At 45.0% G+C, this 13,487-nt stretch carries 12 protein-coding genes; 5 read left to right on the forward strand and 7 right to left on the reverse strand.

Annotation, left to right across the window (positions count from 1 at the left end; genetic code table 11):
* The first annotated feature begins 30 nt into the window (after window positions 1-30).
* From ACL9RM_RS06685 to ACL9RM_RS06700, 4 genes are all read left to right on the forward strand, one after another.
* The gene (locus ACL9RM_RS06685) at window positions 31-1,281 is read left to right on the forward strand and encodes an MDR family MFS transporter (RefSeq protein ID WP_061831323.1); all 1,251 of its coding nucleotides are present in this window, start codon (window positions 31-33) and stop codon (window positions 1,279-1,281) included.
* Window positions 1,282-1,300: 19 nt separating this feature from the next.
* Window positions 1,301-1,855, forward strand: a complete 555-nt coding sequence (locus tag ACL9RM_RS06690; RefSeq protein ID WP_414126236.1) for a nucleotidyltransferase family protein — start codon at window positions 1,301-1,303, stop codon at window positions 1,853-1,855.
* 43 nt (window positions 1,856-1,898) lie between these two features.
* Window positions 1,899-2,321 carry a GNAT family N-acetyltransferase gene (locus ACL9RM_RS06695; RefSeq protein ID WP_069291686.1) on the forward strand — a complete coding sequence of 141 codons (423 nt, stop codon included), beginning with the start codon at window positions 1,899-1,901 and terminating at the stop codon, window positions 2,319-2,321.
* A 71-nt stretch (window positions 2,322-2,392) separates the two neighbouring features.
* Complete coding sequence (locus tag ACL9RM_RS06700; protein WP_250268063.1) at window positions 2,393-3,031, forward strand: GDSL-type esterase/lipase family protein; 639 nt, start codon at window positions 2,393-2,395, stop codon at window positions 3,029-3,031.
* A gap of 104 nt (window positions 3,032-3,135) precedes the next feature.
* Here ACL9RM_RS06700 and ACL9RM_RS06705 read toward each other — a convergent pair whose 3' ends face one another.
* From ACL9RM_RS06705 to ACL9RM_RS06735, 7 genes are all read right to left on the reverse strand, one after another.
* Window positions 3,136-4,017 carry a TetR/AcrR family transcriptional regulator gene (locus ACL9RM_RS06705; protein WP_235308092.1) on the reverse strand — a complete coding sequence of 294 codons (882 nt, stop codon included), beginning with the start codon at window positions 4,015-4,017 and terminating at the stop codon, window positions 3,136-3,138.
* Window positions 4,014-7,094, reverse strand: a complete 3,081-nt coding sequence (locus ACL9RM_RS06710; RefSeq protein WP_250268064.1) for an efflux RND transporter permease subunit — start codon at window positions 7,092-7,094, stop codon at window positions 4,014-4,016. The genes ACL9RM_RS06705 and ACL9RM_RS06710 overlap by 4 nt, the downstream gene beginning before the upstream one ends.
* A complete protein-coding gene (locus ACL9RM_RS06715; protein ID WP_414126237.1) occupies window positions 7,091-8,503 on the reverse strand; it encodes an efflux RND transporter periplasmic adaptor subunit in 1,413 nt (470 codons plus the stop codon). The genes ACL9RM_RS06710 and ACL9RM_RS06715 overlap by 4 nt, the downstream gene beginning before the upstream one ends.
* Window positions 8,504-8,729: 226 nt before the next feature.
* Entirely contained in the window at window positions 8,730-9,407 is a 678-nt protein-coding gene (locus ACL9RM_RS06720; RefSeq protein ID WP_250268066.1) for a tetratricopeptide repeat protein, read from the reverse strand.
* Window positions 9,408-9,578: 171 nt separating this feature from the next.
* A complete protein-coding gene (locus ACL9RM_RS06725) occupies window positions 9,579-9,950 on the reverse strand; it encodes an iron chaperone (protein WP_165175703.1) in 372 nt (123 codons plus the stop codon).
* Window positions 9,951-10,193: 243 nt separating this feature from the next.
* On the reverse strand, window positions 10,194-10,724 hold the full coding sequence (locus tag ACL9RM_RS06730; protein ID WP_250268067.1) for a GNAT family N-acetyltransferase: 531 nt from the start codon (window positions 10,722-10,724) through the stop codon (window positions 10,194-10,196).
* A gap of 234 nt (window positions 10,725-10,958) precedes the next feature.
* Entirely contained in the window at window positions 10,959-11,993 is a 1,035-nt protein-coding gene (locus tag ACL9RM_RS06735) for a stalk domain-containing protein (RefSeq protein WP_250268068.1), read from the reverse strand.
* Between the two features lie 251 nt (window positions 11,994-12,244).
* On the opposite strand from ACL9RM_RS06735, the gene ACL9RM_RS06740 reads away from it, so the two are divergent.
* Window positions 12,245-13,396 carry an iron-containing alcohol dehydrogenase gene (locus tag ACL9RM_RS06740; RefSeq protein ID WP_250268069.1) on the forward strand — a complete coding sequence of 384 codons (1,152 nt, stop codon included), beginning with the start codon at window positions 12,245-12,247 and terminating at the stop codon, window positions 13,394-13,396.
* Window positions 13,397-13,487: the final 91 nt, after the last annotated feature.

Raw genomic sequence — 13,487 nt, forward strand, 5'->3', positions numbered from 1 at the left:
GCATACGGAAGGAGGACGTAAGAGACATATATGAAAGAACAGTTGCGTTCTATTCACCCGCTGGCCTGGACGATTATTGTCGGTACTATTTTTGGGCGGATGGCGACATCCATGAGTATCCCGTTTTTGTCTATTTACCTTACCACCCGTTTAGGGGTGTCCCCCTTTCATACAGGGGTGATCGTATCGGTCAGCTCGTTGGTCGGCATTTTTGCCAGCTTTTACGGTGGATATATTTCAGATCGAATCGGACGGCGTAAGGTGATGCTGGTGTCCATTGCGAGCTGGGCGCTTGTATTCGTTGCTTTTGCGTTGGCGGAAGCGGCCTGGGCCTTTTTTGTCATTAATGCTCTGAATGGACTGTGCAGATCCTTGTTCGAGCCAACCTCACGGGCGCTGTTATCAGATGTAACCCCGAAGGAGAAAAGACTGCTTATCTACAATATGAGATATGCGGCCATTAATGTTGGGGTGGTGGCAGGGCCGTTGCTTGGTTTAATGCTAGGATCTGCATCCACGGGTACGCCGTTTATGGTAGCTGCTGGTGTGTACGCATTGTACGGGGTACTGTTGTTGATCCAATTTGCCCGGTATGCATCGGATCTGCATATAGGTACAACGGCGGGAGCTCCACTGCGAATGGGTGAGGCATTCCGTACAGCCAGCCGTGATCCGGTGTTTATGCCAATTTTGCTGGGAACGGTATTTTGTGTGATGGGCTATGCGCATTCCAATTCCACAATGCCTCAATTCTTGTCCTTATCCTTCGCAGAAGGAACCCGATGGTTTACATACATGCTGACGGTCAACGCGGTTTGTGTATTGGCATTTCAATATCCGCTGGTGCGACTGGCAAGCCGATTTTCCCCGGTAAATTCCTTGATTGCAGGGAATATATGTATTGCGGTAAGCCTGTTGCTGTGCGGTATGCTAAACTCAGGCTGGATGTTTATACTGGATATGGTGCTGTTTACGGTTGGTGAAGTGTTATTGTTCACGATGCTGGACGTATTGATTGACCAAATTGCAGATGCTCAATATAAAGGGACCTACTTCGGTACAATCGGCTTTAATAATTTGGGAAGCGTGCTGGCTCCTTTATTTGGTGGCTGGTTGCTGGATATCTATGGTCAAACGGCGCCGCTTGCCGTTTTTGTTCCGGTTGCCCTGTCGGTTGTGATTGGTATTCCATTCCTTCTGGTCGCACGCCGCCGTCTGGTGCAGCGTACAGCACGGATCGCGGCTCAAGGAGGAGAATCGGTGCAGCAACTGTCATCATAAAAAGGGAGTTGAGTGCAGGATGAAGTCGGAAGAAAATGCGCTACGAATCATACAATATATGAATGATCCGCAGGTACTGCAAGACTTGCGCTATGTGCGAGAGCTGAAGTTGCCACAAGGATGTATTGCCGCAGGCTATGTACGTAACCGGGTTTGGGACAAGCTCCATGGCTATACAACTGCTACACCTTTAAACGATATTGATGTTATTTATTTTGACCCGAAAAATACGATAGAGGAACGAGATGAGTATCTAGAATTGTCCTTGAACCGTAAGCAGGCCGGACGTAACTGGTCTGTCAAAAATCAGGCTCGGATGCATATTCGCAACGGTGAGGCTCCGTATTCCTCGGTAGAGTATGCGATGAGCCGCTGGCCAGAGACGGCAACGGCTGTGGCGGTTAGATTGAATGACAAGGATCAAATAGAGGTCATTTGTCCGCATGGATTGGAAGATTTACTGGATATGCGGGTACGGCAAAGCCCTTTGTTTCGTCACACAACGGCTTTTCGTCAGCGTGTATTTGAGAAGCAATGGCTTGATAACTGGCCGTTGCTTATTATGGAGAATTAGAGTGTAATCCTAATTTCAGGATATTAAGGAGAGACGACAAACAATGTTTAAAAATATAAAAACAGATTCAGATCGTGAGGAGGTTCTGGAGCTGTTAACCTACGCTGTGCTGGATCACCCTGAACGCGGAGAAGCAGCTTTACGTACCTATCAAGCCTCGGATGACTGGAAGCTGTTCGGTGTAGAAGATGAAGGACTTATTGTAGGTATTGTCGGCTTTGAGGAGCAGGAGGATGGGACAACCGTAATTCGTCATCTGGCCGTGTTGCCTGAAAACCGTCATAGAGGATATGCCAGAGGTATGCTGCTTACGCTCATTCAGGAGCGTAATCCGAAACGGCTTACTGTGGACACGGATGCGGAGGGGGCAGATTTCTTCCGCAACGTGGGCTTTGCCGTCTATGGATCAGAGGATTTGCCAGAGGGTGGGCAATTCCATTGTGTATATGAAATAGACGAAGAATAAGCGAATCTCCGGGTCCCGCGTCCCTCTTTCTACATAAGATATATTATGTAGAAAAAGGGAGGTGGGTTTCATTGGCGTACCACTACACAGCGATTGGAGATTCTTTAACAACAGGTGCAGGGACGTTGCTGAGCGGCGGATTTGTACCTATCTATCGGCGAATGACAGAAAGACATCTCCGTACGCCAGTCAGTTACGAGAATCTGGGAATCAATGGGCTGACATCGCAGGAGTTGCTGTCAATGGTCCGCAACAATCCGCTTTTTCGGTCGGCGCTCAGCCGGGCTGAACTTATAACCGTAACGATCGGCGGAAATGATCTGCGCCCATACATCAGCGCCCTTGCTGGAGGTTCCGGCTTGTCGGGTTCTTCCATTCCGCAAGCGTTGAATCACACAAAAGAACATGTGCGCCAAATTGTACATGTCCTGTATCAGATAAAGTCCGGTCAGCGTGAGCCATTTATCATCCGAATGGTGGGATTATATAATCCTTTTCCAGGGGTGAGGGAGGCGGGAGTATATGTGCGCCAGTATAACTCGTTTCTCTATACATTGGGCGGACCAAATTACCGGGTGGCGAACATTTATCCCGCATTTGAGGGCTATGAACGGGCACTGCTTTCGTTAGATCGGGTGCATCCGAACAGTCGTGGTTATCGCGTGATTGCGGAAGAGCTGAATCGGCTTGGTTATGCGCCGTTACGGTGAGCGTGAGAGGATGCTTTGGATCGGACAAAGTATATTAAAGAAAGAGGTTCATGATGGCAGTAGCAACTGACCATCATGAACCTCTTTTTCTGCATTTCGGCGTGCTAAACTTCCAATATAGCCTTCAGCTTGGTGCAGTCTTCCAGTAACTCGGGCAGCTGACCCAAAAATAGAAGGAGGGCTTTCACGTGAGCTATTTCCACGTTTTCTTCCGAGAGTTCACCCTTTAATCTGCTTAGGATTTGCACATATTCATTCCGGGGAGCTTCATTTAATTTAGTTTGTTTCAGAACCGTATCCATACGTTGCAGTGCATAGGAGATTTGTTTTCCCTTGGTCCAGATTTGATCAGAATCTTCATGGAATACGGAATCGCGGCCCCACATGATTTGATGTTGAACATCAGGGCTCAGCATTCCTTGTGCCAGCATATCCGTAATGCTGAGCATAAATTCAGCCAGTGTTTGCTGCTCCGTCCAGGACAGCTCTGAATCGCTCAATCGGAGGGAATTGACAATCATGCTTTTGACGACAAACTCAATATCATACGCATAGTTTTTTATGGATTGTCCATAAGCATCAATTAAGAAATCAACCATCACGTTAGACAAATAAAGTTCAACACGATCAATGGCTTGTGCGATTTTTTCTTCCTTAGAACCGATTAAAGGGACGGAGTATACCAGCAAATGAACTTTATTCTTATAAATCCGGCCCAGCGCAATCAAATACAGTTGTCTCAACTTTTCACGGGAAGGTAGCTGGTGCTTCAAATAAAGTTCTTTAATATCTGCATCAAGAAGCTTTTCAATCAGGACGATTGTCCCCAGCAGCAACTCTTCTTTACTTTGAAAGTATTTATAAAAGGAAGCCTTCACCATCCCGCTTTCGCGGGCAATTTCATCCACCGAGGTGGCATCGTACCCTTTTTCAGAAAACAGGGAAAGGGCGGCATAGATAATATCTTCACTCGTTATTTTTTTCATTGTACCCCCAATTTTTTGCTCTGTCTCTTTAATTTCCAGCGGGCAATAACCATATACAGGGACGGAACCACAAACATCGTAAGAATGGTCGAGTACATCAATCCAAACATAATGGTATACGCCAGAGGTCTAAACATAAGTTCCCCAATAAGCGCAATCGGAATCAGACCGACAATGGCTGTCAGTGAAGTAAGCAATATGGGGCGGAAACGCGCTTTGGTCGCTGCAACAACGGCCTCCTTCAGTTCGATCCCTTCACGTCTTGCATCCTCAATAAACTCAATCAGCACAATGCCGTTACGTACGACAATACCTGCCAAGGTCATTAAGCCCAACACGCCCATAAAACTAACCGGCGTATTTAGAATGAACAAGCCAAGAAATCCGCCTGCTGCTGCCATATACACGGTAGTCAATATGATGAGTGGAGTCGAGAAAGAATAAAATTGCAAAAAGATCAGCATGAAGATTAATAGTATGACGACAACATATAACCATCCTATTTCTGATAAAATGTCATCTTGTCCTGAAATCTCGCCGCCAATTTCCCAAGTGTAGCCTGGAGGAAATTTAATGTTCTGCAATTTAAGCTTGACATCCTTCATGACTTCGGAAGCTGTACGCCCGTGAACTTCAGCTTCAACAGTAATCGAACGTTTTAAATTATAATGGTTAATTTTTTGTGTTGCAAAGGATGGTTTCAACTCAGCCAATTGAGATAAAGGGATTTGAATACCATTGGCATTGGTCACATTCAATTGCTGAAACAAAATTTCAGGATTTTGATCGGTTTGGCTTAGCTTCAGCTTAATATTGATCAAATCTTTCCCCGTATCAAATCGGCTAAAGCTCACGCCATTACCCATTAACAAGAGTGTACGTGTCAGATCATTATTGCTTACCTGATATTGATCCATCGCTTGTTTGTTGATTTGGAAATCTAACGTATATCCTTCATTTTCCATATTATCTTGTATGTCCTGTGTTCCTCTGGTAGCCATAATGCCTTCTTTTAACTGCTGTGACAACGAACGCAACTGATCTACATCATTGCCTAAAATCCGAATGGAGATCGGCTTACCGAGAGGCACCCCTACTTTGGCTATTTTCAAGGAAATAGATTGACCCGGATAACGATCCTTTAAGATGGAGGGCCATTTGTCTGCCATTTCATCGGGATCAAATGCACCTTCTTCCCCAATAATAGCAATTTGACCCACGGTTGTGCCTGTTTTGGCGTCAGCGGTCATATCTTGAAACAACCGGGGAGCGTCGCCGCCAGCCGCATAACTGATCGTTTCCACATGAGGTTGCTGCTTCACCCATTTGGCAATATCCTCGGTGACCCGCTTGGTTTCTTCTATAGAAGTACCTGTAGGCATACGCACATTAATGCTTAATTCTGGATCGTTGGTTCTGGGGAACAGGTCGATCGGAATCAGAGCAAGTATGCCGTACAGCGTGGTACTGATCAATAATCCTAATGCAGCATATAATCCAGGTTGCTTAATGACTCTCGGAATCAGCTTGCTGGTATATATGTTACGAAGAGCATCAATTTGTTTTCCCAGCAGTCCCGACGGCTTCATGGTGGAGTTGGGCGTTTTTTGATTTCGTTGTCCATACCATTCTCTAAAGATTGGGATGACGGTAAAGGACATGAGCATGGAAGCCAATAACGTAAAGATAACAGCAAACGGTAATGGTTTGATAAGGGAGCCTGCATCGCCTGATAAAAAGAACAGCGGGGCAAAGGAGGCTACAGTTGCCAGGGTTGCGGTCAAAATGGAAATGGAAACTTCTTTCGTTCCATTTAATGCTGCTATCTTGGGACTCTCGCCCAAGGTCATCATTCTGCGTTCAATATTATCATTAACCACCACAGCATCATCGACTAGAATCCCCATTACAATAATTAAGCCAATGACCGTAACCTGATTCAATGTTATTCCGAGCATAGGGAGAATAATGAGACCTATGGCGATTGAAATAGGAATAGCCAGTGCCACAAAAGAGGATGTAATCAGATTCAAGCCCAATGTACATACGATCACAACCGCCGCAATGGCAAACAGCAATTCACGGGTCAAGCCATGAAAAATATGATCAATCCGCTCGGTCTGTGAAAATAACGTATTCAGTTGAAACGTATTAGGCAGATCTGGTTTTAACAACTGCATTTCTTTATTTACTTTGCTATAAATCGTGTCTACGTCAGAGCCGGTATTACCGTTAATCGTCAGCGTAATAGCTGGTTTACCGTTAAAAAAGGCCATATAGCTGCTGGTGTTATGTGTAAGCAATACGGTGCCCACATCACTGAGATACACAGGAGCGCCGCTGTCTGTTCTGGAAATAATGACTTTACTCAAATCCTGAGCATCCTTGGACTGCTTTACATTCAAGCGATAGGTACGTTCATTGTAATCCAGATTGCCTATCGGATATTGCTCATTTTCCTTCTGCACTGCACTCATGAGCTGTTCCCAACTGATATGGTACTGCTGGAGCTTTTGAGCATCAATCTCAATCTGAACCTCTTGATCCGGTAATCCCTTGATTGTTACTTCCGATACACCGGGAATGGTTTTTAATTGATCCTTCCATGATATCACCATATCATTTAGTTGATATAATTGCTCCACAGAGTCCCCCGTGATGGCGTAGGAATGGATAAATACTTTATTCAAATCATCGTTAACGACAGGCTTTTGAGCATCTGTGGGCAGAAAAGATTGGGCATCGTTCATTTTTTTGCGTAATGTATCCCAGACTTCTGCGGCATTGGCGTTGCCTTCTGTCTCAATGATAATCGTCGAAAGTCCATTTTCGGATGTAGAAGAAATCTTTTTAATATGATTGATTTCTTTCATTTTTTGTTCCAGAGGCTTCGTGACCGTTTGTTCTACCTTTTGGGGTGTAGCTCCAGGGTAGAGGGTCGTGACCACAGCGGTTTTCTTGATAATATCCGGCGTTTCCTGCCGGGGAAGTTGAGAGACACTATATAGCCCGGCAACAATCGCCATGATAAAAATAAAGAGGGTCAGTTTTTTCTTTTTGATAAAATATGCAATCATTTGCTCGTTCCCCCCATGATCTGAACGAGCAGCCCATCGTAGATCAGGTTTACTCCGGTGGTAACGATACGATCCCCGACATTCAGTCCCTTGGTAATTTCGAGCTTATTGTTGGACATCTGACCGACATTCACGACCGTCTTGACCGCTTTGTTGTTCACCACTTTATAGACAAAAGTATCTGTACCGTTATTAATGACAGCTTTGGCTGGGAGCAAAATTTGCTCACTCTGAGTCAGTTGGCGGCCTGCCTTTATGACTTGTCCCGGGGCCCAATCATGCTGGGGGTTAGGAACAATCACTTCTACGTTGATACTGCCCGTATTGGTGTTGGTGGCCGGATAAATTTTGCTGACCGTTCCTTCTCTGTTCTCATCGTACAGTTGAAGTTGGACTGTCTGACCTTGCTTCCAGTTCGTGATTTCATGATCGGGAACAGGGAGCAGCACCTTGAGCTTGTCGATTTGTCCGATACGATATATCGGCTGTCCAGTGCTCGCCAATTGTCCCACCGTTGCCTTTTTCTCCAGAATAACGCCGGAAATGGGGGCTTTTAAAGCTGTCTTGGAGAGGGAAAGTTCGGCTTGCTTTTTGGCAATGACCGCCTGTTGATATGCCGCAGTTGAGTTATCTCGGGAGGCTTCTGCCTGTTCCTTCGCAGCGATAGCAGCTTCTTTCCCGGCTTGGGCTTGCCGCAAGCTGGATTCTGCCGATTGCCGATCTTCTAATGTGGCTCCCTCCTGGATTAAGGAGAGGGCTTCTTGTGTATCCTCCAGGTCCTTGGAGGCGTTGGTTAAAGCGAGCTGTGCATTTTCATAATCGTTTTTGGTCGCAGCTCCCTGGTCATATAAAAGCTTAGTGCGTTCAGCGGTGGCTTGTGCTTTAGTCAAAGCGGACTGTGCTCTTTGCACTTTGGTACGGACCTGTGCCCTTTCCTGCACACGGGCACCCTTGTTCACTTTGTTAACTCCAGCTTGAGCTGCTGCCTTTTGCGCGTCGGCGGATTGAATGGAGGCATCTGCACTTGAAATGGCAGCTGTAGCATTTTTGATACCTGCCTGTGCTTCAAGGATAGCTGTACTAGCCTGCTCCAGTTGTAGCTGGTAGCTGGATGAATCAAGCATCGTCAAGATCTGCCCCTGGGATACGGAGTCTCCAACATTGACTACTGTGTCGCGAATCAGTCCGGATAACTCAAAAGATACGGAGGTATCCTCATAGGGCTGTAGTGTGCCTGAAAGGTCAAAAGAAGCAGACAGCGGTTCTTTTTTAACAACCATCGCTTCCACCTTTTGCTTTTGTTGTTCTGCTGCTTCATTATTACTCGATCCTGTAGATGAGCAAGCTGAGGTGAACAGAAGAATGAATATAGCAGATATGTAGAGACTGGGCTTTAACAAGATGATCATCCTTTCTGTCTTTTTGTACTTTAAAGTTTATGTATAAACTCATCAGTTCATAAACGGATTATATGACCTGATTTGTGGCATGTCAACGACTGATTACAAAAAAATGCCTCAAATTCAGGATGCGAAAGGGAGCCGATTCAGGTCCGTGGAAGTACATGGTAGACAAACGTAAAAACGACCTTTCTCAAAAGAAGAGAAAGGTCGTTAAGAAAATAAATATAGCTGTTTAGCCGATTAATTTACGGAATAAGCTACGTACAGCCCACTTGCGCTCACTTCGTTTACGGTATTTGGGCAGAGAGCGATAGACGGCAATGGACTGGTTAAAGGCTACAATGGCCTCATCCTTGCGTCCCAGCATACGGTACATCAAGCCTGTCAGATAATAGCCCTCACTGGAAGAAGACTGAATCTCCTGAAACTGCTGCAGATAATGAAGCGACTTATTGACGTCACGTTCCTTGAAAGCAGCGGCTAAATGCAAATAAGGCTCACCGTATTGCACCCGCGGGTTAATATCCAGTGCTTTCAGTAAATCCTGTTCTCCAACCTCCAGATGGTTTGTGTGTACTTCAGCCGTTCCCCGTGCGTTCCAATAGTCTGCTGATTCTTCATAACGGGATTGAATTTCCAATAACAGATCCAAAGCTTGAGGATATTTCTTGCTTTCGATCCAGATACGAGCCAAATCGAACTTGGCAGCCACATCGTTGGTGTTTAGCGCAATCTGCTGACGCAGCCGTGCTGCGTTGCGTCTTCTTTTCCAGGGCTTGCTGATGCTGGGCAATACACCGACAAAGCTGCGATCCAATATATAGATCGCGATTAGGAGTACGAGCATTGCCAAAAACGGGTTGCCGAGCAAACTCCATAGTAGAGAGAAAATTAAAAATTTCCCAATCATTTTGCTCCAATCCTCCTGTGCATGTAACAATCCATACTTTCCACATTATAACATAGTGTTACTTTAAGGGTCATTAGCATGATGAGATTTGGAAGGATGGTAGAGGGGGGAGAAGAAACATACTTATTTGTGATGCTCGATGTATAGTTTTACGAGAAAAGGAACCTTTTTTTATCCCCGCCAAAAGGTTGAACAGTCTGCCTTATCCAAAATATTAAACTCGATCATTTTCTCAAGTAATGAGAAATCAACGGGACTATCCCACTGGATACGTACCAACTGCTTGGTGTGATCATAGCCAGCCTGCATAATTAACTCAGAAAAATGATTAATCCCTGCCTTTTCAGGGGCAACGGCCAAATGATGTTTGGCTACGCTAAAGCCAATAATAAATGTGCCGTGATCCGTAAACATAGGCTGACTCCACGCAATTTTTGCCATTAAATTTGGAAACTTCTTGGTTACCCAAGCCAAAACCTCTTGCGTTCGAGCCCGATGTTGGGGGTTATCAATATGCGCTAAATATTCTGCAAAAGCTTCCATGTTGTTCCCTCCTTAAATTAAAAATTATATCGTTCAGAAAAGTTCCTCAAACCTATTTGTCGTTAAAACTCCTCCCAGAATGGCTCAGACAGATTCTTAACAACACCTATTTCCAACTATATATATTTTCAAACTAGATAGTCAAAATGGTTTAACTATCATTTTATCGCAGCAACATGTTTCTTAAGGAGTAATTGTCTGTTGAAAAATATAAAAATATATTTAGATATAAAAAAATACCTTTTATGTCCTGTTATATTCCTCAGCAAGAATAGAGTACAAATATGAATCATGAAACTCGCCTTTGTAGTACCAGTGTTCACGCATCAAACCTTCACGTTGCATTCCGATCTGTTGCATGACCTTCTCAGAAGCCTTATTTTCTGGACGACATGTTGCATAAATACGGTGGACAGCAAGTGTGCTAAATCCAAAGTCTAGTATCGCTCGTGCTGCCTCTGCTGCATAACCCTTCCCTTGATAATCTGGGTTCAAAACATAACCCATTTCTGCATTAGTATCTTTGACATGAATACCAACACCGCCGATCAGGGTTCCGTTGTTTTTCAGACAAACGGCTAGTTCATAGTCTTGTCGTGGTTGTTCCTGCTGTGAAGCTAGAACTTGTTCTATATATGCCTTTGTATCTTCTTCTGTATTCGGTCCCCAGGCCGTATATCTAGTAACTTCAGGCAATGACGTGTACGTATGTATACTTTCCCAATCGGATCTGCCAATATCACGAATGATGAGCCGATTTGTCTCAAATTGCATAACGATTCCTCCTGTCTATAATCAACAGACTCTACTTAGTATTTTAAAACGATTAACATCTCAATCCAATCTTTTATGCGTTCGTAGCCTTTAAACGTTAGACCTCCATTTAACAATGAACCCAGACCTTTTGCCGCCTGAACGCAAACCGCAAGGGAGGCGTCCGGCAAAAGGCAATCAGAAGATAATGAGTGTGGTACTGGAATCCTCCTGTTATTGGCTATCTGGTTCGTCCTAAAACAGCCTGCGCGCTGTTACGAAACGTTTCTGCCATTTATCGTCAAACGTGTCAAAATGAACGCCGCGTTCTTTGGAGAAGGTATGCAGCAACTTGTTGTTCCCTGCATAGATAGCCACATGGCCGATCTCCAGGCCGCGTGCGCTGAAGAACAGCAGATCGCCTTTGCGCAGCTCGTTCAGCCCGACTTTCCGGCCTTCTTTAGCCTGATCGTAAGAGACACGAGGGAGGTCGATAGAGAGCGTATGCCGGAACACTTCCTCCACAAAAGAAGAACAATCAAAGGTCGATGTCTGGCCGCTTGCTGCTCCGAATTCATAAGGAGTACCAAGGAATTTCTCTCCGTAGGCGATCAGTTCATCTCCTTGTCGTTCCACCAGGGATGGGCTGGTATAATCGCTGTATTTTGGTTTAGCCGATATATATCCGGTCAGGTTGTCTTTAGTGCGCACTTCCAGCCAGAGAGCATTGACCTCGCGAATGACATGAACCTTTTCGTCGGCTGGAATAAGCCGTAGGGAAGAGGAAGCTATCGATGAATCCGGTTTGCTGCGCAGGTTGACCCCGAAAAGAACCGTTGTGAAAAAATCGTCCCTAGAGGCAATTCGGATGGTCCGGGTCAAGGCCTCCCACTTTACTGTGCTCCCAAGTGCTTCGCTTACAAAACGCAGTGGAATCATCGTGTTGCCCTCAACAATCTGTCCTGGAACATTCAGGGACAGCGTACCGCCGTTTAAGGTGGCAGCGAGTTCCCCGATGCGATAGGTCAGCACCGTGTCGTTTTTGGTTGCCGTTACGGTTTTGCCGGATCCATCCCAGGAAAGCCTGGCTCCTTGCGCCTCAAACAACTGGCGCATGGGGATGAGCGTTGTCCCGTCTAGCAGCAGCGGCTGGACGGCAAGCTGAAGCGGGCGGTCATCTACATAAACGGTTGTCACCGGAGTCGTCCGTACCGACTTTGCATAAGAGGGGGGAGCTTGGAGCAGTGATACCGCCAGCAGAGCCAGCAATACTTTCTTGTTGATTGTCATGCTGTTATCACCTCATTGTGAATGTGTTCATCTAAGTTGTACGAGACTGCATCCGATTAGTTGTGTACTAAATATTGGGTTCATTTAATAAAACAAAACAAACAAACATAAAACAAAATAATATCTGTGTTTTATTATTGACATCAAAACAAAGTAAAGATAAAATTATCTGTGTGAAATATTTCACTTTAGAGATTGATTCCGTATTTAGCGAGGCATTAAGAAGTGAATTCTTAGGAGGCCGATTTTTTATGAGTGCACATGTATTTTTTGTACCATCTATCAATCTTATGGGAACAGGATGTTTGCATGAAGTTGGACCGTATATAAAAGAACTGAATTTAAACAAAGCTCTAGTCGTTACGGATAAATTTTTGATGAAGAGTGGCGTTGCAGGCAAGGTTACATCTTTGCTGGATGATATTGGATTGAACTATGCGGTATACGATGAAGTAAAACCAAATCCGACCTGTAAAAATGTACATGATGGTGTTCAGTTTCTGCAAGAAAACGGATGTGACTTTTTAATTTCGATTGGCGGAGGATCACCACAGGATACGGCTAAGGGAATCGGCATTATTGCTACCAATGGGGGACATATAACCGAGTATGAGGGCGTTCATAAATCCACGCATAAATCGCTTCCTATTGTGGCTATTAATACCACAGCAGGAACATCGGCTGAAATCACGATTAATTATGTCATTACGGACGAAGAGCGCAAGGTCAAGATGGTTATGGTTGATAAGAATAGTGTTGCTACAATTTCGGTCAACGACCCTGAACTGATGGTAGATAAACCCGCCGCATTAACGGCAGCTACAGGACTAGATGCTTTGACCCACGCTATTGAAGCTTTGGTTACGCCAGGCTCCTATCCTGTAACGGATGCGACTGCGTTGGCAGCAGTAGAGATTATTTTTAATCATTTGGCTCGTACGGTGAGCAACGGTCATGATATAGAAGCACGAGAGCAAATGGTATACGCTATTTTCTTGGGAGGACTTGCATTTAATAATGCTGGATTGGGTTACGTTCATGCGATGGCGCATCAGCTTGGCGGCGTATACGATTTGCCTCATGGTGTTTGCAATGCCATGCTGCTGCCGATTGTGGAGGAGGAGAACGCCAAGCATGTACCAGAGAAATTTCGTGCCATCGCTAAGGTCATCGGTTTTGAAGATAAGGGGAAAACGGATAAGGAATGCGCAGACTATGTAATCCAAAGAATCAAAGACCTGTCGAAGGAAGTAGGGATTCCTTCCAAACTTTCTGAACTGGGTGTAAATGAAGTGGATTTGGATCTGCTTGCCGAGAACTCAATGAAGGATGCTTGCGCTCCGGGCAATCCGTTCATACCTAGCAAAGAACAAGTTATCGAGATGTTTAAGAAAATTCTTTAAATAAAAGATGCAATTATTTTACTAAATACTATAAGGGCTGTCCCAGGAAATGATCGAAGAATACTGGGAACGGCCCTTTTTATTTGCATTT

Origin of the sequence: Paenibacillus sp. S29, assembly GCF_049319765.1 — a bacterium.
GTDB lineage: Bacteria > Bacillota > Bacilli > Paenibacillales > Paenibacillaceae > Paenibacillus > Paenibacillus polymyxa_B.

What these genes read in the sequence shown, in the direction of transcription:
- ACL9RM_RS06705 (WP_235308092.1), bottom strand. Translation starts at nt 4,017, where the DNA reads ATGAAAAAAATAACGAGTGAAGATATTATCTATGCCGCCCTTTCCCTG.
- ACL9RM_RS06715 (WP_414126237.1), bottom strand. Translation starts at nt 8,503, where the DNA reads ATGATCATCTTGTTAAAGCCCAGTCTCTACATATCTGCTATATTCATT.
- ACL9RM_RS06730 (WP_250268067.1), bottom strand. Translation starts at nt 10,724, where the DNA reads ATGCAATTTGAGACAAATCGGCTCATCATTCGTGATATTGGCAGATCC.
- ACL9RM_RS06720 (WP_250268066.1), bottom strand. Translation starts at nt 9,407, where the DNA reads ATGATTGGGAAATTTTTAATTTTCTCTCTACTATGGAGTTTGCTCGGC.
- ACL9RM_RS06725 (WP_165175703.1), bottom strand. Translation starts at nt 9,950, where the DNA reads ATGGAAGCTTTTGCAGAATATTTAGCGCATATTGATAACCCCCAACAT.
- ACL9RM_RS06710 (WP_250268064.1), bottom strand. Translation starts at nt 7,094, where the DNA reads ATGATTGCATATTTTATCAAAAAGAAAAAACTGACCCTCTTTATTTTT.
- ACL9RM_RS06735 (WP_250268068.1), bottom strand. Translation starts at nt 11,993, where the DNA reads ATGACAATCAACAAGAAAGTATTGCTGGCTCTGCTGGCGGTATCACTG.
- ACL9RM_RS06685 (WP_061831323.1), top strand. Translation starts at nt 31, where the DNA reads ATGAAAGAACAGTTGCGTTCTATTCACCCGCTGGCCTGGACGATTATT.
- ACL9RM_RS06690 (WP_414126236.1), top strand. Translation starts at nt 1,301, where the DNA reads ATGAAGTCGGAAGAAAATGCGCTACGAATCATACAATATATGAATGAT.
- ACL9RM_RS06695 (WP_069291686.1), top strand. Translation starts at nt 1,899, where the DNA reads ATGTTTAAAAATATAAAAACAGATTCAGATCGTGAGGAGGTTCTGGAG.
- ACL9RM_RS06740 (WP_250268069.1), top strand. Translation starts at nt 12,245, where the DNA reads ATGAGTGCACATGTATTTTTTGTACCATCTATCAATCTTATGGGAACA.